This is a genomic window from Synechococcus sp. BO 8801 (genome assembly GCF_002252675.1).
GTDB lineage: Bacteria > Cyanobacteriota > Cyanobacteriia > PCC-6307 > Cyanobiaceae > Cyanobium.
Map to the genome: position 1 here is coordinate 14,516 of NZ_NQKY01000012.1, position 23,003 is coordinate 37,518.

Sequence of the window (23,003 nt, forward strand, 5' to 3'; positions counted from 1 at the left end):
GTCCGGATCCCCGAAGGAGGACCCAGATTACGGAACCCGCCCGGTCGGCGCGACAGGATCCGGGACGGCGCCATCACGGCTGGTTGGCAGCGACCGGCAGGGTGCGCAGGTTGGCGGTGACATCCACCAGGGGGAACTCCGTGGCTCCCCAGCCATCGGGGGGCATGAGCGGGGGCGCGTCCGGACCCGGGGCCGCGGCGGCACCGGCGGCGAAGGCGCCGTCGGTCCAGGCCAGAAGCAGACCCCGCAGGGCGCCGCCGCCCTGCTCATAGGAGGAGCGCAGGTTGAAGTGGTCGCCATCCTTGGCCAGCACCAGCCGGTGGCCGCCGCCGGCATTGCGCGCCTCCAGCGCCATGGGCCTGAGGGCCTCGGGCCCCGAGGGCACCACCCAGTCGCGGCTGCCGCTCACCAGCAGCACCCGGCCGTTCATGGCCTTGGCCGAGCCCTGATCGAACAGCAGCGACATCGGCGGGCTGACCGCCACCACCGCCTTGACCCGGGGGTCGGCCAGGCCGGCCTGGTCGGCGGAGGTGAGGAAACTGCACTGCAGCACCCAGCTGACGTTGCGGGCCGGATTGGTGACGTCCTTGCAGAAGCGGTTGAGCAGGGCGGCGCTGGGCCGGGCCCCGGCCAGCTGCAGCGACGTGGTGGCGCCGTAGGACTGCCCCATCGCCACAACGGCATCGGTGCGCAGACCGGCCGGCAGCCCCAGGCTGCCCGCCGCAGCCGCATCGATGGCGGAGGTCATGTCCATCGGCCGCAGCTTCAGGTCCTCCGGCTTGGGGGGCGGCACCTCGCCGGAGAGCATGGCCTGCTGCTGCGACTTATCGCTGCCGGGGTGGCGGGGCAGCAGCACGGTGTAGCCATGGCTGGCCAGGTGCTTGCCCCAGCCCTCGAAGCTTTCGGGGGAGTCCCAGAGGCCATGGGAGATCAGCACGAGGCGGCCGTTGGCGCCGGTTTCCGGCTGGATCGTGACGACCTGCAGGGGCTTGGGGCGATGGGTGACGGGGATCGCCAGCTCCTGACGCTTCACCGCCAGCGGGCCGGCCTGGCTGAGGGCCGGGCTGATGCCGGCGGCGGGCATCGAGGTCACCAGGTCGTTGCCCTGGCGTTGCTGGTTGGCGAGTCGATCGATGGCGAAGACCACCCGCTGCAGATCCACCGAGGCGCTCTTGCCGGGCAGGGCCTCGAGCACCTCCAGCAGGTTGAGGCTGCCCTTGGCCTGGCTGCTCTCCAGGGAGGTCGCCAGCTGGCTGGAGTCCAGCGGCTGGCGCACCCCCTCGACCAGCACCACTGAAGAGATCAGCAGCAGCACCTGGTTGACCAGGGGCGAACCCACCGACTGCTCGGCGAAGGCCTTGACCGGCAGAGGCAGGGGTGTCTGGAAGGCCTCCACCAGCCGGCGGCCGATGGCGCCGTTGGTGGCCCGATCCAGCTCGGCGAGGTCACTGTCGCCGGAGAGCAGGCTGCGCTGATCCCTCAGTTCCCTGAGCTGGATGGTGAACGCCGTCTCGAGCAGGGGCAGGCTGAGCTGGATTTCCTCGAGGGCCCGGGCCGGAGCCGCCGCCGCCAGGAGGGAGCCTGCACCCAGGAGCAGCGCCGTGAGCTGGCGGAGAGGGCTCTTCATGTCGGCGATTCCGTTGATGGGCAGCGTAGGTGTGTCCGCGAAGACGCCACCTCCTACCGATCAGGGGGGATGCCCACCGGGGGACTTGAACCCCCACGACCTGAGCCACTGGAACCTAAATCCAGCGCGTCTACCAATTCCGCCAGGTGGGCGCCTGCTGGACTCTAGACAGGTCGGCCGGCGCCATCCGGCGGGATCGGCCATCCGGTGGTCACCGCCCAGAATGGCGCCAGACGTCGCCCCGGCCATGCTTGCCACCCTCGGAGGCCTCCTGGCCCTGCTGCTGGGGCTGCTGCTGCTGCTGCTGCCCCTGCTGGCCTCCGAACTGAGCCGGGCGAGGGATTCGGTCTGGGGGGCGGTGGTGCTGCTGCTGGGCCTGGTGCTTGTGACCAGCGCCGAGCGGCTCACGGGCGCGCCGATGCTGGCGGTGCTCTGCGGCGGCCTGCTGATCGGCCGGCTCGGGGTGGAGGTGGGCCAGGCCCGCTGGCGCCTGCTCACCGACGAGGAGCGCCAGCGGCTGTGGTCGTTGGAGCGCTGGCAGACCAGCCTCAGCCAGCTCGGCGCCTCCCTGGCGCGGCTGCTGCAACTGGCCGGCGGCATGGCCAGCGGTCTGGGGACCTGGCTGGCGGAACGGCGCGCCACCCGCCCCGCCAGCACCAAGAAGTGGGTGCGGCCCGAAGCGGAGGCTGTCGCCGCCTCAGGCGCCGAGCCCGCCGTGGTGACGGAGACGGCCGGCGAGGAGCCGGTGGTGGTCAGCGACTTCGAGGCGATCGACGCCCTGCTGGAGCAAGCGGTCCCGGAAGCCCCGCCCGAGCCGGTGACGCCGCAGCCGGAGGAGGGTCTCGGCGAGGCGGGATAATCCAGCCTTCTCGCGCTCCGGCGACGTGACGGCAAGCCCGGCGTCCTACAAGGACACGCTCAACCTGCTGCAGACGCCCTTCGCGATGCGGGCCAACGCCCGGGTGCGGGAGCCGGAACTGCAGGCCTTCTGGAAGGAGCACGATCTCTACGGACGGCTGAGCCGCGGCAACCCGGGCGCCCCCTTCACGCTCCACGACGGCCCGCCGTACGCCAACGGCGCCCTGCACGTGGGCCATGCCCTCAACAAGATCCTCAAGGACATCATCAACAAGCACGCCCTGCTGCAGGGGCGGCGGGCCCGCTTCGTGCCGGGCTGGGACTGCCACGGCCTGCCGATCGAACTGAAGGTGCTGCAGGGCCTGGGCAGCGAGGAGCGGCGGCAGCTCACCCCCATCGACCTGCGGCGCCGGGCCCACGCCTATGCCCTCGAGCAGGTGGAGGCCCAGAAGAGCGGCTTCCGGCGCTGGGGCATCTGGGCCGACTGGGATGAGCCCTACCTGACCCTGCAGAAGTCCTACGAGGCGGCCCAGATCGGCGTCTTCGGAAAGATGGTGCTGGCCGGCCACATCTACCGGGGCCTCAAGCCGGTGCACTGGAGCCCCAGCTCCCGCACCGCCCTGGCCGAGGCCGAGCTGGAGTACCCCGACGGCCACACCTCCCCCAGCGTCTACGTGGCCTTCCCGGTGGTGGAGCTGCCGGAACCGTTGGCCGGGCTGCTGGCGGCCGCCGGCATCGCCGGGCCCACCGATGCGGCCCACCGGGAGCAGCTGTTCGTGGCCATCTGGACCACCACCCCCTGGACCCTGCCGGCCAACCTGGCGGTGTCGGTGAATGGCCAGCTCGATTACGCCATCTGCCGCGACGGCACCACCAACGGCGGCACCCCCCGCTATCTGGTGGTGGCCTCCCAGCTGGTGGAGCAGCTGCGCACCAGCCTGGCGCGCCCGCTCGAACCGCTGCTCACCCTCAAGGGGGCCCAGCTGGAGGGGATCCAGTACCGCCATCCGCTGCTGGATCGCACCAGCCCCGTGGTGATCGGCGGCGACTACATCACCACCGAGACCGGCACCGGCCTGGTGCACACGGCGCCGGGCCACGGGGTCGATGACTTCCACACCGGCAACAAGTACGGCCTGCCGGTGCTCTGCCCGGTGGACGAGGCCGGCACCCTCACCGCCGAGGCGGGCCCCTTCGCCGGGCTCAACGTGCTCAAGGACGCCAACCCGGCGATCATCACCGCCCTGCGGGACGCCGGGCTGCTGCTGGCCGAGCAGCGCTACGAGCACCGCTACCCCTACGACTGGCGCACCAAGAAGCCGACCATCTTCCGGGCCACCGAACAGTGGTTCGCCTCCGTCGACGGCTTCCGGGCCCAGGCCCTGGAGGCGATCGCGGCGGTGGAGTGGCTGCCGGCCAGCGGCCGCAACCGCATCGAGGCGATGGTGCGGGACCGGGGCGACTGGTGCATCTCCCGCCAGCGCTCCTGGGGGGTGCCGATCCCGGTCTTCTATCACCGCGAGACGGGCGAGGTGCTGCTGAACGCCGACACCCTGGCCCACGCCGAGGCGCTGATCGCCGAGCACGGCGCCGATGTCTGGTGGGAGCGGGACGAGGCCGGCCTGCTGCCGCCCGCCTGGGCCGAGGAGGCCGACCAGTGGCGCAAGGGCACCGACACCATGGATGTCTGGTTCGACTCGGGCTCCTCCTGGGCCGCCGTGCTGGAGGGCCGCGGGCTCGGCTGTCCCGCCGATCTTTATCTGGAGGGCTCCGACCAGCATCGCGGCTGGTTCCAGAGCAGCCTGCTCACCTCGGTGGCGGTGAACGGCACGGCCCCCTACCGCCGGGTGCTCACCCACGGCTTCACCCTCGATGAGAAGGGCCGCAAGATGAGCAAGTCCCTCGGCAACGTGGTCGACCCCGTTGTGTTGGTGGAGGGGGGCAAGAACGAGAAGCAGGAGCCGCCCTACGGCGCCGACGTGCTGCGGCTGTGGGTGAGCTCGGTGGATTACTCCGCCGACGTCCCCCTGGGTCCGGGCATCCTCAAGCAGCTGGCGGACGTGTACCGCAAGGTGCGCAACACGGCCCGCTATCTGCTGGGCAACCTGCACGATTTCGTGCCGGCCGAGCATGCCGTGCCGATCACGGATCTCCCCCTGCTGGATCGCTGGATGCTGCAGCGCACCGCCAGCCTGATCGAGGAGGTGAGCGCCGATTTCGAGCGCTTCGAGTTCTACCGCTTCTTCCAGGCCCTGCAGAACTTCTGCGTGGTGGACCTGTCCAACGTCTACCTCGACATCGCCAAGGACCGCCTCTATGTGAGTGCGGCCGCCGACTTCCGGCGCCGCAGCTGCCAGACGGTGCTGCACCTGGTGGTGGAGCGGCTGGCGGGGCTGATCGCGCCGGTGCTCTGCCACATGGCCGAGGACATCTGGCAGAACCTGCCCTACCCGGTGGCCGAGGCCTCGGTGTTCGAGCGGGGCTGGCCCACGGTGCCCGGCAGCTGGGCCGCCCCGGAGCTGGCGGCGCCGATGCAGCGGATCCTGGAGCTGCGCGCCCAGGTGAACCGGGTGCTGGAAGGCTGCCGGGGCCGGGGGGAACTGGGAGCTTCCCTCGAGGCCCAGGTGCAGCTGGAGCTGGTGGAGGCCGGCCCGGAGGCGGCCCCCCTGCAGGAGGCCCTGGCCCTGGTGGAGGCCAGCCCCCATCCGGAGGTGGACAACCTGGCCGACTGGCTGCTGGTCTCGGCCCTGCGGGTCGGCGGGCCTGCGCCGGCGGAGCCCCTTCTGGCGGAGACCGAGGAGGAGGGGGTGCGGGTGCGGATCGCGCGGGCGGCGGGCCACAAGTGCGAGCGCTGCTGGCACCACGAGAGCGACATCGGCCAGCACCCGGACCATCCCACCCTGTGCGGTCGCTGCGTGGGTGTGCTCGGGCGCCAGGGGGCGGGGCCCGCCTGATCCAGCGGGGTCGGGTCAGACCAGCCCGAAGGGGCTGAGGACCTTTCTGGCCGCGATCTTGAGCTGCAGCGGAATGCCCTGCCTGGGGAGCTTGCGCACGATGCGGGCCGCCAGCCGGCGGGAGCGCGTGGCCAGCGAATGGGACTCCAGCAGGGGATAGGGAGAGCGCTCCCGCAGCAGCTTGATCAGCCAGGCCTCCGCCGCCGGATCCTGGGAACCCGGCGCCTGGGCGACCTCGGCCAGGCGGATGCGCTCGGCGAACTCCGCCACCAGGGCCTGATAGCCGCAGGCCTCGGCGACGGGCCCGTGGGAGGCATGAACCCGGGCGAAGTGCTTGAGCGACTTGCGCTCCAGCAGGGCGGCGTGGTCGAGCAGATCCTCGATGTCGTTGGCGATCCGCACGACGCTGGCCTGGGCGCTGACGATCGGCATTTCCTCGATCACCGGCGGGGCCTCGCGGGTGCCCGCGGCGCTGGCGACCGCGTAGGCATGGGCGATCGCCTCGACCTTGCGGCCCACCAGTTCCCGCAGCAGGGCCCGGTTCCGCTCGGTGGGGGCCAGATGGCGGCCGGAGGAGGTGTTGGCCATGTAGGCGGCGTGCAGCAGGGAGGCCTTGACCAGATCGAAGGGGGCGCCGTGCACGACCAGGACACTGGCCACCCGGACGACATGCTCCTGGAAAGTTTTCTTGGAGCCCCGGAAGGAACCGCCGTGAAGCTCGGCGGCGACATCGAACACCCTGTTCAGCTCAGCGATCTCCTTGCGGGAATGGCCCTGCGCCAGGCATTGCCGCACCAGCAGAGGGAACGAGTGGACGTAGGGATAGGCGTGGTTATCCACGGCCTCGGCCGCCGCCGCCGCAGGCCCCTGGGTGCGGGGGTGCACCAGCTCCATGCTGCCGATCTGGCGGTTGAGGAAGGAGGTCATGCTCTGGAGGGAGCGCAACTTCCACTTGCTGGACAGGTAGGCCACGTCCCGGGCCGCCTGCTCATGGCTCCAGCGGCTGCGGAAGGGCTCGATATCGCAGAGCCAGTAGGGGGATTGGGCGTTGGCGTACACATAGCTGACGACGGACTTCGGCTCGAAGATGACCCGGTAGTTCGCCTGCCTGGCCACCATGGCGATGTCGATGTGCTCGTTCACCTGGAGGTAGGACTCATCAAGGGGGCCCACCTCCTGGAGCATCTTCATGCTGAGCAGCATGCAGTGGAACTCGCCGAAATCGGAGTCTCCCCCCTGGAGAGTGCCGACGATGCGGGAGGCTGGGGCGTTGGCGAAGAGGTGTTCTTCGTTGTATTCGATCTGGCCATCGTTCTCCGAGAGATGGTTCTTGCCTCCGGCCATGTGGATGCGATCCTCCGACAACTCACCCATCAGGTAGAGGGGGAACACGATGCCCGCTCCGGTTCGCTCCGCCGTGGCCACCAGGGTCTCGATCCAGCCCCTGGTGACGAGCACATCGTTGTCGATGAAGCACACGTACTTTGTCGTCACCGCCTGCAGCGCCTGGTTGCGCAGCTGGTTGGGGGTGCCGTTTCCTGCCGTGAACAGCGTCAGCTCCCCGCGGGCCTCGGCCGCTTCGAGCTCCCGGCGCACCGAGGGCGGGGACTGGCTGTCGAGGTAGTGCAGGGCGAAGGGGTAATCCCTGTGCTCCAGGAGCGAGCGCAGCGAGCGGGAGGCAAAGCTGTGCCGTTCGCGGAACACCACGACGACCGTGACCAGGGGGAGCACCGGGGAGCCGCCCGGGCTGGCCTGCCCGACGTCGCCGTGCTGTACGTCAGTGCGGCGTACGGGGGCGTTCATCCAATGCCAATCAGATCCGGATGGCGATGATAACATTCTTCTCAATGAGGCATCCCCGCACGCCCCATGGAGGGCCTGCTTCCACGCCGCATTGATTCATGGCCAAACTTTCCTGGCAGGACTTACTCAACGGACCTGCCTTTGTGGTCAATCTCGATCGCCGGCCGGATCGGTGGGAAAACAGTCGCAGGCAACTGGAATGGGCAGGATTCACGGACACACATCGCTGGTCGGCCTTTGATGGTGCGACGGGAAACGTCAGGCAGGAGCTGAAACGGTTCGGCATCGATCAACTGGCGGATCGCGAACACTTTCTCAGCCAGTCTGGCGCCCAGGGCTGCGCCGTTTCGCATCTGACGCTTCTCCAGCACATCATCGATCAGGGGTATCCACGGGCCTGCATCTTCGAGGACGACATCCGCTTCTCCCGGTCGTGGCACCAGCTGGCACCGGCGTTCCTGAGCAGAACACCCCGCCACTGCGACCTGCTCTTCCTGGGCTCCCAGATTCAGTACGACGCCCTGCCCCGCCTGCATCCAGCCCGGCGGTTGAATCGCTCCCGAACACTCACACGCCTGAGCCAGAGCGCCTGGCCCTGGCCCTCCCGTCGGCTGGGCGATGTGGTGCAGGGGCCGCTCTATTGCATGCACGCCTTCAGCATCACCCGGAAGGGCTGCCAGGAGTTGCTGAAGTTCCTGACCACCCAGAGCGACGGTTTCTACATCCCGGATTGCATGATTCACGACGCCATGGCCGGGCGCACCCATGTCTCGGGCTTCCCGCTGCGCTGGTATGCATGGAACGGCCATCGCATCCCCTCCCTTGTGGAGGAACGGGGCACGAATCCCCACTGGATCAGGCGGAACTGCGGCCTGGTGTATCAGGAGGAAAGCTTCGGCACGGACATTCAACCGCGCCCGGCGGACTCCCCGGCCTGAGGCTTTGGCGGCAGAACGCCCCGGGCGGGCGGGGGCGTGTCCTTCATGGGGGGAACCAGGCGCGCGCCGAGGCTGAAGGCCCCCGCCAGCAGACCGGCCAGGGCGATCGCCACGCTCCACAGCTGCACCGGCCGGAGGGCGCCGACCAGGTCGGCGATCGACAGCTCGGCCGGGTTGAGGGCCCGGGGACCAGGCGAAGAGGGGGCGTCGCCCCCCGGCTTGAGGGCCAGCACCTTCTCCTTCCAGTCGGCCAGCACGCCGTTGAATTCGTTGGAGGCCAGCGCCGTTGCCTCCAGGGGCACGGTCTGGACGTACCAGTCGTAACCGGGCTCCAGCAGCCCCTCGGCCTTCAGCCCTGCCTCCACGATCACGAGCAAGGGCAGGTGCTTGGTGTAGGCCATCGCCGCCTCGATGTGGTTCCAGGGGGTGGGCAGTCGGACGTCGGCAAGGCTGCCCTGACGCGGACCGCCGCGCTTATCGAGACCGGAGGGGAAGTAGCTGCGCTCCAAGGCGATCACGACGATGCCGGAGCACTTCTCCATCAGTTCGGTGATGGCCTTCAGCGGTGCATCGGCGCTGAAGGTGTTGCGGCCGACGGTCTTGGGGATCAGGGACTCACTGCGCAGGCGATCCTCGATCGATCGCACGAAGGATTCCTGCTCCGCCGTGGCGGTCGCCCCCACACTCACGAAGACGAGTTTCTCCTCCATCCCGCGCCACGTATCCGTGGGCGGAGCCTACCGATTCCCCCGCCGGCGCGCTCGCAGCGACAGATCGGCAGCGTGGGCCGCGCAGCCTCAGAGGCCGAGATCGGACAGGCCCGGATGATCGTCGGGGCGGCGACCCAGGGGCCAGTGGTACTTCCGCTCGCTCTCCTTGATGGGCAGGTCGTTGATGCTGGCGATGCGGGTGTGCATGTACCCCTGGGCATCGAACTCCCAGTTCTCGTTGCCGTAGGCACGGAACCACTGGCCGGAATCGTCGTGCCATTCGTAAGCGAAACGTACGGCGATGCGATTGCCGTGAAAGGCCCAGAGCTCCTTGATCAGGCGGTAGTCGAGCTCCTTGGCCCATTTACGGGCCAGAAACTGCCGGATGGCCTCCCGGCCGCTGACGAACTCGGCACGGTTGCGCCAGACGCTGTCCGGGCTGTAGGCCAGCGCCACCCGTTCCGGGTCACGGCCGTTCCAGGCATCCTCGGCCATTCGCACTTTCTTCGCCGCCGATTCGGCATCGAAGGGGGGAAAGGGGGGCCTGGGGGATTCCGGAGTCGTCACTGGAAGGTGATTCAAGCGTGATCAGGCTAATTCAGAAGGGAATCGTGTAGGTGTTTCCCCGCTCACTGCGCACCAGGAGGGACGAGGAGGTCTGCCGGTAGGCGGCCAGGGTGGTGCGGCCATTGCTGGGCTCGGTGATCAGCAACTTGCCGCATTCCTCCTGATCGCGCTGGCCGCAGGTCCAGGGCTCGCCCACCTTCTCCATCTCGATCTGCTTGCCGTCGGAGCGGAAGGTGACCGTGAACGAGGTGGATCCGCCCGCGACCAGGCAGGCTTCGGCGCGGCCGTTGAAGCTGCAGCTCTGCCAGGCGGCCTGGGCGTGGGCCTCGGGGATGGCCGGGAGAGCCAGGGCGGCGCCGGCGGCGACAAGGGTGCACAGGGCCGCCAGGGGGGAACGCATGGGCGGGGTGCCGAACTCCAGGACTGTACGAGGATCAACATCCTCATACACGGTGGTCTGGCACTGTTCGCAACCACAGGAATCGAATCTCAAGTCACGGACACCCTGTGCACAACGATCAGGGTTGGATTGAACGCACCGATGGCGAAGTTCATGGCGAGCCCCATGGCATTCGGTTACAGTCTTCCGGAAGCCTGCATCATCGTCTTCAGGCTCTCCTTCGTGCTCCGCCTGGGTTCGATGGCAAACGCCCATCTAACATCCGCTGGGCGACATCCAGATCCAACGGACCGCCTGGCTTGAGAGCATGAATCTCCTCTTCATCCTGTGTGACAACCCCTTCAGGGCCTCCTGCGGCATGGGGAGCTCTGTCAAGGAAATCATTGAAGGCCTGGCTAAAGCAGACCAATCCATCAGGATCCAGGTGTTGGATTTGCGATGGAACTATGGCCATCAGACGATCACCGATCAGATCGAGGTGTTTTCCTGCGGATACAGGGATGTCCTGGGCAGTGACTTTATCGTTCAGACCCTGATGAACGCCCCCATACAGATCATCTATGGGATCAAGAACCTGAGGAGGCCCGATATCATCCACATGCAGGACTGGACGTCCATCCCGGTCGGCAATGCCTTAGCCAGCTACTGGGGAGGCAACATCAGATCGGTGTACACAACCCAATTGAGTTACACCCTGTTGCTGGAGGATCTGGCGAAGGAGTCGATGGCGGCTCCGCCCGTCAACCAGTCGATTGTTGCCGAGATTGAACGACTGGAGCGGGAAAGCATTCAATGCTCAGACATGGCTACTTTCCTGAACCGGAGCGATCAGACACGGCTCGACGGACCGCACGATTCGCAGGTGATCCCCCACGGGATCCATCTGGAGGACGTGCAGTCGATTCCATTCGAAGAGAAAAGACTTCCTGGCACGAACCCCACGAAACTCCTGTATTTCGGGCGCATCGATACGATGAAGAATGTCGGGCGGCTGCTCGATGTCCGATTGCCGAGCGGCGTCGACCTGATCGTGATGGGAGGAGAAGCCGGCTCGAATCCGGACTTGTATCAACGGCTTGAGAACCTGGCACGCGAACGCGATAACTTACACCGGATCCCTTTCACCTCAGGGAATGACAAGTTCAACATCATCCGAGCGGCCGACGCCGTGATCTTCCCCAGCATCCATGAGCCATTCGGCCTGGTTGGACTCGAGGCGTTGGCCTGCGGCACACCCCTGATCGCTTCTTTTGCCGGGGGGATGAATGACTACCTCGATGACACGTGCGCGATCCGGACAGACGGACTAAGCGCCGAGGCCATCGAGAACGCCATCCACAGGTTCATGACGATGTCAGACTTCGCCAAGGAGGCCATGGTCAGGAACGGATTGGACGTCTGCAGGCGCTTCTCATGGAAGGATCCCGTCGAGCGGCATCATCAGCTTTATCGGGACTTGACCCATGACAGCAGGCCCGAATAGCCCCATGGTCACGGAACATCGCATCGACATTCGAGGCTGCCAAGTCGCCTATCAGCGTGGCGGCAAAGGTGAACCCCTCCTGCTCTTGCACGGCATGGATGGGCGAGCGTCATGGGAAAGCGTGCTGTCCAGGCTGACGGAGCACCACGATGTGATCCTGCCCGACCATCCCGGCTTTGGCGCATCGGGGTCAGGGGAATGGATCGACGGCATGGCCGATCTGGCCCTCTTTTACCTCGATGTGCTTGATGCGTTGCAGATCGAGAGCTGCCACCTTTCCGGCCACTGCCTGGGCGGCTGGCTGGCAGCGGAAATTGCCGTGATGCAGCCGCAACGTTTCAAGAGCCTGAGCTTGTGTGCCGCAGCCGGCATCCGGGTTGACGGCTGCCCGATGGGGGATGCCTTCCTGTGGAACCCGGACGACACCATCGGCCAGCTGATCGTTGATCCGCAGGCCAGGGAAACCATGCGGGCGAAGCAATCGAGCGAGCGTGACATCGAACTGATGCTGAAAGCCAGACAGATGTCGGCGCGATTGGCCTGGCATCCTCGCTTTCACAATCCCCATCTACGCAAGTGGTTGCATCGGCTGACGATGCCAACCATGATTCAATGGGGTGAGAACGACAGGCTCTTCCCCGTGGCCTATGCCCACGGCTACCACGCCATGATCCCCAACGCCCAGCTCCATCTCTACAGGGACTGCGGCCATTTCCCGATGCTGGACGCCACCGATCGCTACCTCGAGCATCTGGACGCATTCACTGCCAAGGCATCCGCATGAAGTTCTATTCCTTTCATTTGATGCCCTATGGCGCTCTCGACCTGGATTACGTCGAGAAGCACATCTCGGCAAGCCTGGTGCTCCCCAACAGCTATTACGATCCCCAGATTGGCCATCAGCTCTATAACCGCTATCTCGATGAGCTGGAACTAGCCGATGAACTCGGTTTTGATGGCGTGTGCGTCAACGAGCATCACCAGTCGGCCTATGGCCTGATGCCCACACCGGCCGTGATGGCGGGGGCGCTCTCCAGAAGCGTGAAGCGAGGCAAGATCTGCATCCTGGGGCGTGCGTTGCCCCTGCTGTCCAATCCCCTCAGCGTGGCGGAAGAATACGCCATGCTCGACAACATCACCGGGGGGCGTTTCATTGCCGGATTCGTCCGAGGGATTGGCGTGGAGTATCACGCCACCGGCGTCAATCCCACCTATTCCCTGGAGCGTTTCCATGAAGCGCACGATCTGATCATCCGGGCCTGGACGGAAGAGGGTCCGTTTCCGTTCGAAGGCAAGCATTACAGTTACAACTATGTGAATCTGTGGCCGCGTCCTTTCCAACAACCCCATCCGGACGTCTGGATTCCCTCCGGAGGCAGCCTGGAAACGATTCGCTGGGCGTCCGATCCCAAACGGAAGTATGTCTATCTGAATGTCTATAGCAACGTCGATGTGGCCTGCGGCCTCATGGACACCTACCGGAACTGTGCCGAGGCGTACGGCTATACCGCGAGCTCCGACCAGCTGGGCATGGCCCTGCCCATTTATGTGGCAGAAACCGATGCAATCGCCCGAAGAGAAGCCAAGCCCCACATCGAGGCGTTCTTCAACAAGTTTCTGCGCATGACCAACGAGATGTTGCTGCCACCGGGCTACACATCGGTGTCCTCCCTCAAAACGCTCCTGATCACCAGCCGCGAAACGCTGATGGCTAACCATTCCCTGGAGGCTGTCGACAAGCTCGGCATGTTCCTCGTGGGGTCACCCGAAACCGTCCGTCAGCGTCTGGCGGAGTTTGAGCAACGGCTGGGCATCGGCCATCTCTGCGCCATCATGCAATTCGGCAGCCTGCCGCATGCGCAGACGAAGCGAAATCTGGAGCTGTTTGCCGAAGAGGTGATGCCCCATTTTCGAGCCAAAGTAACGGCAGGCAGCTGCCCCTAGGGGCCGATGGCAGCCAACCCCCGGCAGGCCCGCAGCACCACATCGGAATAGACGCACAGGCCCAGTCTTCGTTGCAGAAGAAGGGCACTGGAAGGCCGGCCGTTTCCCCGCTTGCTCCCCACCCCGGCACCCAGGCTCGCCGGCCACGGCGGGCTGCCTACCATCGCCCCTTTGCCGCCCTTCCCCATGGCCAGCCAATGGCAGAACTTTCTGCGCAACCTGGGGGAGTGGCGGGGCAGCTTCACCACGATCAGCGCCGGCGGCGAGGTGCTGGAGAGCCATCCGTCGGTGCTGACGCTGGCGGCGGGCGATGACGACGACCACCTGGTGCGCTTCAGCCTGCAGCGCTGGCCAGCCGGCACGGCGATCGCCACGGGCGGCGGACCGGCGCCGGGGGCGGGCGAGCCCAGCCGCGCCATGGAGCAGGACTACCGGACCCTCGGGCGCCAGGTGGTGTTCTTCGATTCCGGGGCGTTCAACAAGGGGTCGCTGCAGGTGGCGCCGAACACGGTCTTCGGCGGTGAGTTCGGCTTCATCGCGGCCGACCGGCGCCACCGGATCGTGCAGCTGTACAGCCCCGACGGCCGCTTCGATCAGCTGGTGCTGATCCGCGAGTTCCGTGCCGGCAGCGACGCCGCCGAGGCCGCGCCCGCCAACGCCGAGCAGCTGCTGGGCCACTGGCAGGGCCAGTCAGCCACGATCAGCGCCGACTGGCACGAGTCCGACACCAGCGACGTGCAGCTGGAGCTGGGGCCCGCGGAGCTGGAGGCGCTGCAGCTGCTGCCCGATGGCGGCTTCGTGCATCTGCCGGAGCAGGTGAGCCACCGGGCCGCCTTCGAGCTGGTGGGCGGCTGGCTGCCGGCCCCGGGCCGGATGGAGCGCCTCATCCGCCGCTACGACGCCACCGGCGCCTGGGTCTCCGCCAGCCACGAGGTGCTGGAGCGCGTCTGAGGGGCCGGCACGCCGGCAACGGCCTCACTGCGGCGGCAACCCATCCAACATCTGCCAGAGAAGCGGGCACATTTTTATTGCGCCTGAAAAAGGTACGCAGGGTTGGATGACAGGGCATCAAGGGCTTCGCTCAACCCCCCAATCCCCGACAAGCCCGCAGCACCACATCGGCGCAGCGCCCGTACACAGCGGCCCGCCAGGCGGGGCTGTCGATCAGGAAGGCATCGCGGACCTGGCGGCGGATCGCTTCGCGGTGGGGGGTGGGGCGATCGGGCACGGCGTGCAGCCAGGCATCGGCGCGCAGGGCGGCCAGCACCTGATCGATCGGCCGGGTGCCGAATTCCAGTGCCAGATAGCTGAGCTCCAGCGCAGGGAGCATGCGGCGCAGAAACACCGGCAACGACCCCGACACCACCGATGAGCTGGAGGGGCCCTGGCCGGGCCGGGTGAGCTCCGGGCCATACCAGCGTTGCAGCCGCTCCCAGTCGACGCCTGTGCTGCCGCTGCCGATCAGCTCCCCGTAGCCCCAGGGGCCCAGGCCGGTGTGCAGGTCGATCACCGCCAGGCGGCGGCAGGCCGGGCCCAGGTGCTCGGTGAGGATCGTCTCCAGGGTGGACAGCGACCAGCTGGGGCGGCTGCCGCCGTAGAAGAGGCCGGTGGGATGGGTGTACTGGCCGCGCTGCAGCGCCGCCTGGTAGGCGGCCATCCCGTGCCCAGTGATGAAGGCCTCCAGCAGGGTGTCGGCCCGTTGCCGCTCGGGCCCGTCCCAGTCGCCGGGCAGCAGGGCGTCGTGGAGGGCGTCGTAGGCCGGGTTGTCGGGCAGGGGGCCGCGGAAGTCGAGGCCGTTGCGGTTGAGATCGATGTTGTGTTCGTTGCCGCGGCGCAGCCAAGCGAAGCCATGGGGGTTGAGGGCATGGATCAGCAGCGCCCCGCCGCCGGCCGGCAGGGCGCCGTGGAGTTCATCCAGCAGAACGCTCACCTGGCAACCGGATCCGGCCAGGCCCTCCACGCCGTGGGTACCGGAGATCAGCAGCAGCAGGGACTCGGGCTCGGCAGGACCCAGGGCCGCCGCATCGATGGCGAGCGGCTCACCGGCCGGGCCGTGGTGATCGGGCAGGACATGGCTGCTGAGCCGGGCGCCGGCGCCAACGGCGGCGGCCAGGAACGCCTCACGGGCCGAGCGGTAATCGGGGTGGAAGAAGTCGCTGGTGGCCATGGGGGAGGGGTGCGGGGCCGGGGGCGATCAGAAGGGGTGGTCGTCGTGGCGGGTCACCGCCTGGATGTCGGCGTCGCTGGTGAAGATCTTGTCAAGCGCACTGATGATCGCCATCACATCCTGCGGCTGGTCGTTCGAGCACCGCCGTCCTCTGATATGCCTGGTCCGGCGCCTGGGATGCCCTCCACGCGGGGCGGCATAGGAAGCCCGCTATTCAAGCCGTCTGTAGTCGGCAGCCATCCTGGGTCTGGCTCGCCGCACCAGTCGGCATAGGCGACAGGTAGTACCCCACGTTCGGCCAAACCGAGCATCTGGACGTACCAGCCGGCATACCCCCAGTCTGTACCTTGGCCCAGTTTGGCGATGGCGGGGAAGCGGTCGAGGAACTTTGAAGCGAGCTGCCGCGCCGTGTTCTTCAGCGAGTCCTCCCAGCCGAAAAAAGTTGCTGTCCTGCCCCGTTGTGTAGTGGCCTGCATCATCGATGTCGTTCATCATTGCGCCGTGTATGCGCTGGATGATTCCGACGTGGGTGACTGAGCACCGCCAGTGCATCACAGATAGTGACATGCCTGGCACAACCCCAAGCCGCTGGCAGTAGAGCTTGTGCAGCTCGTGGAGCATCAGCAGCTCCCGATGAGAGCGCCGCACTAGCGGGTCGTAATCACGCTCCACAGTTAATGACATCCGACAACCCGAGTTCATCATCACCCGCAATCAGCACTTCTGCATAGATGATTATCAATAAGGCGGGTCGACTGAATGGTGATGCTAGGCGCGTCTTCTTTGCCTACCTGTCTTCACGCTATGCTTTTTGGGATTTAAAGTAGAGCTACTCGACTCCTTGTATATCAGCCCTGCTCGCCTTATTGAATCTGTGGCATTGTCGCGCCAGAACTCAATAATCTCAAGTTCTCGCTTCTTTCTGGAAGCCGTATATTGACTTACATCAAGCATAAACGCTTCAAACGTTTTTCCAGGTCTGTCGGCGACGGTAACACGACTTCTCACGCGATGGACAAGCCTAAGATCCACTAATTCCTCGATTGGTGCCAACTCACTTTCCGGAAGGCCCTTGTCAACCAGAAAGACATTAGCTCTAGATAAATCGTTGACAAACAGGCCAATCTTCGCGAACTCCTCCTCGAGCTCCTGACGTTCATCGAGAGTATCGCGTGTCAGTTCTTCTCTCTTCGATGAATCGTATTCGCCGGCCGCTGCGTTTATATCCTCTGCTCCAACCTTTTCGCCGCGAGAGGTCACACCACGCTCACGGGCAATTAAGATCGAGCGCCGAAGGAGTCCGATGAAGTCGCGTGCCACTCCCCCGCTAGCAAGCACTAGCCTATCGAGTGCGTACCGAGTGAGAAAGTCACTCTTGCGGATGCCACTTTCATCCAGAAAAGAGAGAAGGATCTTTTCTAGAAAGGCGCTAGTGACCTTATACTTCTCTAACGTTAAGTCAAGGTCAATCTCGCCAATATCGTCCCCAATCTTCATTCCAATCGGCGGATCACCATGAACATACCATTGTGTTCGGTGTCTTATTGTCCCAACCTTGAGCCACAAGCTATTTCCTTTTGAGATGCGATGAAAGTAGTCAAGTACTTGAGCTTGATACCGTCGAGGAATGTGATACAAGTCATCAAGGAAGAGAAACGCATCGCCGTCAGAAAGCGTTGCCATTCTTCGGAATAGAGCCTGATAGTCGGGGATGTGGCGGTGTAAATGCTGTATCTTCTTGTGTGTGAAACGAGCGGTGAGTTGCTCTGTGCGTTCAGCTGAAGTTGTACCACCATCCTCATGACTAAAGGCAACCGGGGATGCCTCAAGGCCAATTTTCAATAAGTCAGACTGGCTTTCTTGAGCCTTTGTTCCAACGCTTGCCTCGATTTCGGCATCGTCCTCAGAAAACAATAGATCTCTAAGCACAACTAGCTGGTCACGGAGATCTTCCGAAAGGCTCTGAGCCTGTTGCCGGTTAAATGGAGATCGCTTGGGTTTACTGCCAAACAATCGTGCCCAAAAAGATGTCTTGCTCGCGGGTGCAATCGCCGCAGTTTCGAGCCAATCAGCAAAACGATTAAAGGTTTCAACCAGAACGCTGATTAACACGTCTGGATATTCGTGGCCCTTAAATGACTCAAGGTCCACGAAAGCTATTGGCCGCCTGTCCACGGTTAGATCTTGCGCAGCTTTGCGAAGCAGGCTCGATTTCCCGGACCCACGCCGACCGAAGACGAGATGATGTGTTCTGGACGTCGCACGAGTAAGAGTGCCTGCGGCTGGTTCAATGAAGCGTTTGATGCTTGCCTGGGAAGAACGTGTCGCCTCCTCAAGCAAAACCTCAAGGTCGGCCACCTCAGGGCTGTCTAGGAATTCACAATCTCGTGCCACACTAGATCACTCTAACTTGCGACATACTACCAAACCATACCCTCTCGCGCAAAGCAACCATCAGTACATTAAACCGCCCACTTAATTCGGCAAATCAGCCTAACAAGGTTGGTGCCGGTCTCAGTGGGGCGCATAACGCTCAAGATCACAAGCCGGCAAGAGCCTCAGCCTAGAAACCAGCCTAAGCTCCCGTCTTCTGTATCCTGATGTTAGGCCTGAGGGCAGGACAGATCTAAATCTAGTTGTATTCTGCCTAGAGCACAATTAGCCTGTCGAGGCCTGGATAATCCCTCGTATTCTCAATTGCTTCAAGCAGTTGATCCATTGTGGGTTGTCTTATAGTCTCAACGGTGCCACACCATTTTACCTCTAATGCATGTCCATTGATTAGGGCGATTGAATGCTGAACTCCCTCGGTAAGATATGTAACTGGATTAGGCGCTAATGCCTGAAGGGCGAGCCATATGAATTCATCATCCCCCTTCTCGACAGCCCGCGCCAATCGCTTTTGGTCGACATGGGAATTACCACGATTGCGCATCGTAAATATGAGTGCTCCATGCCTTAAAGTATCCAGTTCCCATGCGTATTCTTCGTGCAGTGCAGCAGCGAAGCTATCAACAAGGAGAAAGTGCACTCCATGGGACGGATGGAGGAGAAGCTCGGCCAGGGTTTTCCCAGAGAAACAGCAGTCAAGCACAACGGATAGCCGAAGACTTCGTTGTTCTGCTCGCCAAGTATGTTCTGCAATTACATTAGCGATCTTCTCTGCCGATAGACATGCATCGCTTAGCACTACTTCCCCTGCCTTCGTTCCATGTCCAGCAAATACAAGATTGATTTGTCCACCGCCCCACCGAGACGCACTTTTATTGTGATGTAAGCAGCCCACAGACTCAGTGATTGCAGCAACAACTTCGGAGCGAGACGGGTTCTGCAGCAAGGTAAAGCGAGTATCTTGGGATTTGTCGCTATAGAAGTGTTCGGCCCAATACTTCGCATCAGCAATTACATGATCTAGCTTTGCGCCGTTGCGTGACCTTCGAACACCTGCAGGACTATCACGAAGCACCCCTCCTCGGGCCCCTCGCACGCGATCACAATACTTGTCTGGAAATTGGAATCAGGCTGCGGCATTTACGATTTGCCTGGGGCTGATGTGAATCAGGGCTGTTGAATCTGTGTAAAGCACAAGAAGCGCTACAAAGCGCCTAACGCTCAAGATCAATGGTTGGCCGGATTACATGGGAATAATCCAAAAGTTCTATGCCCGACCGCTGGATCTTGATGTTGGACGGCACGATAAGCGTATGGACAGTTATAGGCGGAACGGAAGCTGCTATGAATATCGATCTAAGTCCCAATGCATTCATTGAAGAGTTCCTCTATGATTCGGAGTCGTAGGCAGCTGAATTTCCAAAAGCTGAGGCGTCCGAAGATGTTGAGCCGCATACGGATTAGGCAGCCACTGAATGATTTCTGGGACATGCATGAGCAGGACGCCGCTTAGGTATTGAGCCCATTCTTTTTCGAATAGAGCGCCGAAATCCTGCTTATAGCACCGAGAGTTAGGCCCATAGTCCCAATCATCCATGAGCCGCCTCCAAGGACCTGAAAGTGCAGCAAGCAAGTCTTCCGGGTAGGAAGCACGTTTCTCGGCATAATACTTAGTTTGCATCTCAGGAGGAGCCAAGTAGCAGCAACGAGAACCAGTCAAAGCCGAATGAGCAGTGAGTGGGTCAAGCTCTGGTTCTCTATTGTCATAGGCTACGATAAACGGGATCGCCTGCTTTTCAGGAGGAAGTTTCCGCTGTTTGCTGGCTTTATGCTCCAGCTCACGCAGAAGCTTCAATTTGTGTTTCTCAGTCCGGACGCAGTGAAAAGCTGTTACGCCTCCCGAATGGTAGCCCTGTTGAGTAGGCGAGGGTTCGTACTCAAACCGAGTTCCATCGATTAGGATTGATCCCCTGTCCAACGGACTGAGATCCTTCAAGTGCTCAATGAATTTGCTTGCAATCGTTCTTGCCTGTTCTTCTGCTTTGTTCCGCTCCTCAGCTGTGACCCCTGGAATACTCAGGTCATCTGCAAGATAGACAGTAGTCCGAAAGCATAGATTATTCTCTGTTAGTCCTTCCTGAATTAGGCTCGACATATCGACACCTCCCGGCGACCCGGACGCTACTTCAATGAGAATCTCGCCGAAGTTTGTGGCAGCAAGTAGGTCTGGGGTGTAGGTTCCGTTACGACCGAATTCTTCGTCGGGAAGCATCCTGACTGAACATCCTAGGCGAGAAAAAATGTTTGCAATACGGAGCTCGGAGAGCAATGAAATAAACTTGGATCCGCTTATTGGTTGCGCCAATTTCTCCGTTCCAAGGACACCTAAGGTTTCGGCCGCGGACAGGAGTAACTCTGCAGATTCAAACACAGTCGGATATTTGATCTCGGTATGCAGCTTCTGCAACTGCTGTGGAAAATCTGCAAAGAGCAGGTCAAGGATCGGCGTGTTTGGCATACTTGAGTGTCATATCTAGATAATCTTTGGCTTGCAGATAAAGCCCTACAAGGCCGCCCAACGCTTGCGTTCAGCTGCAGCCGCATCAAACAAGAGAGCGCGAAGCGCGCCCATAATAGCGCGGTGGTCAGACTGCAACGCTTTGTTGGAGTTCACGTGCAGTCTACTTTCGTGGCAAGCCAACATGCTCTGGGTGCTTTCGGAGTTCCTGCCATGCCCACGGCTGCAAATTGCAGTCAAATGCTGTTGTGCCAGGATGGCCGATGTTCGATGCCCAGTACAGGATTTTCTTTGCAACTAGACCCCCAACCACACCGTTGCTGTACGGTTGAGGGAGAGTCGTAGTGTTCGCGTTCAAGTATGCCGCGAGCACCTTCTGCTCTGGCGGGCTCAAAACCTTAAGCTTCTTCCTGTGCTGGCGCACGTTCCATTGATCGAGCAAGACCGGGCTCACCAACTTAGTAGCGCGGGCGCCAACGGCACTCACGAATATTGACATGCTCACGAGAAACGTTCCGCCAACCCACACTCGATGTGTGGAGAGCAAAGAGACGATGCCTAGGGCGCTCTGAAAGGCTGGTGGAGCAAACAAGGCCGTGCCAGATGCGATCGCGAGTCCCAAGAACACGTACGGTGCGGCCTTAAGCACCGATAGCAACTTTTCCACGTCGATCATTGATACTGCCTAGATGGTTGAGTGACGTCTAACGCTTGCCATCGCCAGCCCGCGAGCCTCATCAATGGAGTAAAGATCATCTGCATTGCGGGTCTGGTGTGTGGCAATGTTAGATCGCAGGGCGCGGAAATAGCGTCTGAATCTTCCCAAGGATGTGCTCAATCCGAGTTGCCACAAGAACTGGAGACTCCTCCCCAGCCAACCAAATCATGCCACAGACCCGTGCATACTCAGGTTGCCACTCAACACCATTTGCATAACAAGCTATACGTTTTGTATCCCAGAGTAGACTCCCGCTGAGGCCACGAGGACTGCATACTTCAATCATCTCACCATTTGCCTCACGCTTTGCCTCGCCAGGAAAGTGAATCAGTTCGTGGAATTCGTGATTGTATCTGCTCGGCACCATATCAAGAGATTCAGCTACGGCTTGAGTTAGAAATGGATAACCCGGCACTTCAAGTTCATTTCCCCAAGAGTAAAGGGTTCTATTCTCATTTGCCGGATCCCATCTTGATAGAGTAGTTCCTGGAAATCCCAGGAAGAAGAGAAGCTCATGATTTATCGGATGATATCTGTCGTCGAACATATCTAGGCAGAGACAAACTTTTTCATCTGAAAGAATCTCTAGGTTGATGGGCGCACATGCAAAGTCGATTGGCTCAGGCCACGAATGAAATGGCTTCTCAACAACTACATATTCTTGATTCTGCCTGGGCAAATGACAAATAAGGCGCGCTTCTGAATTGTTAACAACGTGATCATTCGTCAAAAGATATGCACCTAGTGAATCCCCTAGCCACGTGTACGAGCCAGTTCCTCCAGCCCACCCGTAATCAGGGCTATCAGATCGCGATATAGGCGTAACATACTGTGTTACAAAATGCGCCATCCTTTCCTTTGTCTCTTGCGCAATCTGATCAAGTTCTGCTTGGTTCATGAGTCTTTTGGTGTCGATCTAACACTTGCGATCACCTGGCCGCAGAAAGTGAAGATTCCTCCCGCACTCCATGGGTGGCGGCTCAGGTGAATCGCTATGTTAGACCTCACCCAACCCAAGGCGATCAATTACATGAATGCCGAGGGTGGCCTGTAGTGGCCGAAGCTCGCCTGGCATGTCTCCCCCCAATGCCAAGATAACTCTGCAATCCCTTATTGACTGCTCTGCCTTCTCTTCTGCTTCAATGACTGCCAAATACTTTATACATTGAAAGAGTCCTCTGACGACATCGTATTGAGGAGCGTTCACAGGCTTGACCTCGACGGCAATTCGATAGCTTAAGGAAGCGAAGTGAACATCAACTCGATCACCAGAGTAGAGGTCTACTTCGGTATCTCCGAGGCCTAAAGATGGCTCTATTCCAACAAGGGATGGATTTAATGAGATTGCTAGTTTCAAGGCCAAATGCTGTTCACCTTCCCCTTGATCGCGCATTTGAGTGATCTGACTTGGGTCGACAGGAATCAGTTCTGCTGCTGTTACTGGCTTCAATCCATAGCGGGCTAACACATCGTTCCACCTAGCAAACGTAAACACCTCTGCGAGCATTCCATTGACAATCAGCTCCTTATTAATTCGACTGGCCTTCTTGAATTCTGAAGCATCTGGCGCAAACCACGAGATTCCCTCACCTGGGAGGCCGCTCCCTTTGTTGACGACAAGAGCCTGAATTGGAGGGACCTTAATGCCCCATTCCTGTCCTAGCTCTAGCATTGAGTTCCCAATCGCTCCAAGGACGTAATTCAGATTCCGCGGATTGGGCATTCCCAGCTCTCTGGATAACGCGCCATACTCGATTGTCTGACTTGCCTTGGCTTGCCTTACAAGGATTGGCAGAGCTGCTCTAGCACGCTGTTGATATAGCTTGTCCCCAACCAAGCCTTCGATCGATGCTTCGCCTGTTTCTGCCATTGGATGCTCCTGCTTTGTTGTAGGTCTAACGCTGCCCCTGAGTGGCAGGCAAGAA

At 61.9% G+C, this 23,003-nt stretch carries 18 protein-coding genes and 1 tRNA gene; 7 read left to right on the plus strand and 12 right to left on the minus strand.

Translation table 11 applies throughout. The features are described 5' to 3' along the window. Positions 1 to 73: 73 nt before the first annotated feature. Together CJZ86_RS10110 and CJZ86_RS10115 are read right to left on the minus strand one after the other, a co-directional pair. Positions 74 to 1,627 carry an alpha/beta hydrolase family protein gene (locus CJZ86_RS10110; protein WP_094585828.1) on the minus strand — a complete coding sequence of 518 codons (1,554 nt, stop codon included), beginning with the start codon at positions 1,625 to 1,627 and terminating at the stop codon, positions 74 to 76. Between the two features lie 70 nt (positions 1,628 to 1,697). Next, positions 1,698 to 1,779: transfer RNA gene (locus CJZ86_RS10115), tRNA-Leu, on the minus strand. Positions 1,780 to 1,874: 95 nt separating this feature from the next. Between CJZ86_RS10115 and CJZ86_RS10120 the strand changes: the two genes are divergently transcribed. Both CJZ86_RS10120 and ileS read left to right on the plus strand, forming a co-directional pair. Next, positions 1,875 to 2,486 (plus strand): Ycf66 family protein, encoded by a 612-nt coding sequence (locus CJZ86_RS10120; protein ID WP_094585829.1) that lies wholly within the window; start codon positions 1,875 to 1,877, stop codon positions 2,484 to 2,486. 25 nt (positions 2,487 to 2,511) lie between these two features. Next, positions 2,512 to 5,439, plus strand: a complete 2,928-nt coding sequence (gene ileS, locus CJZ86_RS10125) for an isoleucine--tRNA ligase (RefSeq protein ID WP_094585830.1) — start codon at positions 2,512 to 2,514, stop codon at positions 5,437 to 5,439. A gap of 15 nt (positions 5,440 to 5,454) precedes the next feature. Here the strand turns inward: ileS and CJZ86_RS10130 are convergent, their stop codons facing one another. Then, the gene (locus tag CJZ86_RS10130; protein WP_158219545.1) at positions 5,455 to 7,242 is read right to left on the minus strand and encodes a glycosyltransferase family 2 protein; all 1,788 of its coding nucleotides are present in this window, start codon (positions 7,240 to 7,242) and stop codon (positions 5,455 to 5,457) included. A 98-nt stretch (positions 7,243 to 7,340) separates the two neighbouring features. Here CJZ86_RS10130 and CJZ86_RS10135 point away from each other — a divergent pair, with 98 nt between their 5' ends. Beyond that, the gene (locus tag CJZ86_RS10135) at positions 7,341 to 8,180 is read left to right on the plus strand and encodes a glycosyltransferase family 25 protein (protein WP_094585832.1); all 840 of its coding nucleotides are present in this window, start codon (positions 7,341 to 7,343) and stop codon (positions 8,178 to 8,180) included. Here the strand turns inward: CJZ86_RS10135 and CJZ86_RS10140 are convergent. From CJZ86_RS10140 to CJZ86_RS10150, 3 genes are all read right to left on the minus strand, one after another. Then, positions 8,150 to 8,890 carry a hypothetical protein gene (locus CJZ86_RS10140; protein ID WP_198960113.1) on the minus strand — a complete coding sequence of 247 codons (741 nt, stop codon included), beginning with the start codon at positions 8,888 to 8,890 and terminating at the stop codon, positions 8,150 to 8,152. The two genes, CJZ86_RS10135 and CJZ86_RS10140, sit on opposite strands and share 31 nt — an antisense overlap. Positions 8,891 to 8,977: 87 nt before the next feature. Then, complete coding sequence (locus CJZ86_RS10145) at positions 8,978 to 9,472, minus strand: nuclear transport factor 2 family protein (RefSeq protein ID WP_286145714.1); 495 nt, start codon at positions 9,470 to 9,472, stop codon at positions 8,978 to 8,980. 16 nt (positions 9,473 to 9,488) lie between these two features. Beyond that, complete coding sequence (locus tag CJZ86_RS10150; protein ID WP_094585834.1) at positions 9,489 to 9,857, minus strand: hypothetical protein; 369 nt, start codon at positions 9,855 to 9,857, stop codon at positions 9,489 to 9,491. Between the two features lie 307 nt (positions 9,858 to 10,164). Between CJZ86_RS10150 and CJZ86_RS10155 the strand changes: the two genes are divergently transcribed. From CJZ86_RS10155 to CJZ86_RS10170, 4 genes are all read left to right on the plus strand, one after another. After that, on the plus strand, positions 10,165 to 11,340 hold the full coding sequence (locus CJZ86_RS10155; RefSeq protein ID WP_094585835.1) for a glycosyltransferase family 4 protein: 1,176 nt from the start codon (positions 10,165 to 10,167) through the stop codon (positions 11,338 to 11,340). Positions 11,341 to 11,344: 4 nt separating this feature from the next. Beyond that, positions 11,345 to 12,124: an alpha/beta fold hydrolase gene (locus CJZ86_RS10160; RefSeq protein WP_158219546.1), complete on the plus strand. Its 780-nt coding sequence runs from the start codon at positions 11,345 to 11,347 to the stop codon at positions 12,122 to 12,124. Then, complete coding sequence (locus CJZ86_RS10165; RefSeq protein WP_094585837.1) at positions 12,121 to 13,284, plus strand: LLM class flavin-dependent oxidoreductase; 1,164 nt, start codon at positions 12,121 to 12,123, stop codon at positions 13,282 to 13,284. The genes CJZ86_RS10160 and CJZ86_RS10165 overlap by 4 nt, the downstream gene beginning before the upstream one ends. Positions 13,285 to 13,470: 186 nt before the next feature. Further along, the gene (locus CJZ86_RS10170) at positions 13,471 to 14,235 is read left to right on the plus strand and encodes a DUF3598 family protein (RefSeq protein ID WP_094585838.1); all 765 of its coding nucleotides are present in this window, start codon (positions 13,471 to 13,473) and stop codon (positions 14,233 to 14,235) included. A 130-nt stretch (positions 14,236 to 14,365) separates the two neighbouring features. On the opposite strand, the gene CJZ86_RS10175 is transcribed toward CJZ86_RS10170, so the two are convergent. From CJZ86_RS10175 to CJZ86_RS16770, 6 genes are all read right to left on the minus strand, one after another. Next, complete coding sequence (locus tag CJZ86_RS10175) at positions 14,366 to 15,451, minus strand: M14 family metallopeptidase (protein WP_094585839.1); 1,086 nt, start codon at positions 15,449 to 15,451, stop codon at positions 14,366 to 14,368. Positions 15,452 to 16,219: 768 nt separating this feature from the next. Next, positions 16,220 to 17,809 (minus strand): hypothetical protein, encoded by a 1,590-nt coding sequence (locus tag CJZ86_RS16750; RefSeq protein ID WP_143594124.1) that lies wholly within the window; start codon positions 17,807 to 17,809, stop codon positions 16,220 to 16,222. A 1,405-nt stretch (positions 17,810 to 19,214) separates the two neighbouring features. Beyond that, complete coding sequence (locus CJZ86_RS16760) at positions 19,215 to 20,360, minus strand: hypothetical protein (RefSeq protein ID WP_143594126.1); 1,146 nt, start codon at positions 20,358 to 20,360, stop codon at positions 19,215 to 19,217. Positions 20,361 to 20,523: 163 nt separating this feature from the next. Next, the gene (locus tag CJZ86_RS17635; protein WP_094585840.1) at positions 20,524 to 21,036 is read right to left on the minus strand and encodes a superinfection exclusion B family protein; all 513 of its coding nucleotides are present in this window, start codon (positions 21,034 to 21,036) and stop codon (positions 20,524 to 20,526) included. A gap of 109 nt (positions 21,037 to 21,145) precedes the next feature. After that, complete coding sequence (locus CJZ86_RS16765) at positions 21,146 to 21,976, minus strand: hypothetical protein (RefSeq protein WP_143594127.1); 831 nt, start codon at positions 21,974 to 21,976, stop codon at positions 21,146 to 21,148. Between the two features lie 99 nt (positions 21,977 to 22,075). Continuing rightward, positions 22,076 to 22,948, minus strand: a complete 873-nt coding sequence (locus tag CJZ86_RS16770) for a hypothetical protein (RefSeq protein ID WP_143594128.1) — start codon at positions 22,946 to 22,948, stop codon at positions 22,076 to 22,078. Positions 22,949 to 23,003: the final 55 nt, after the last annotated feature.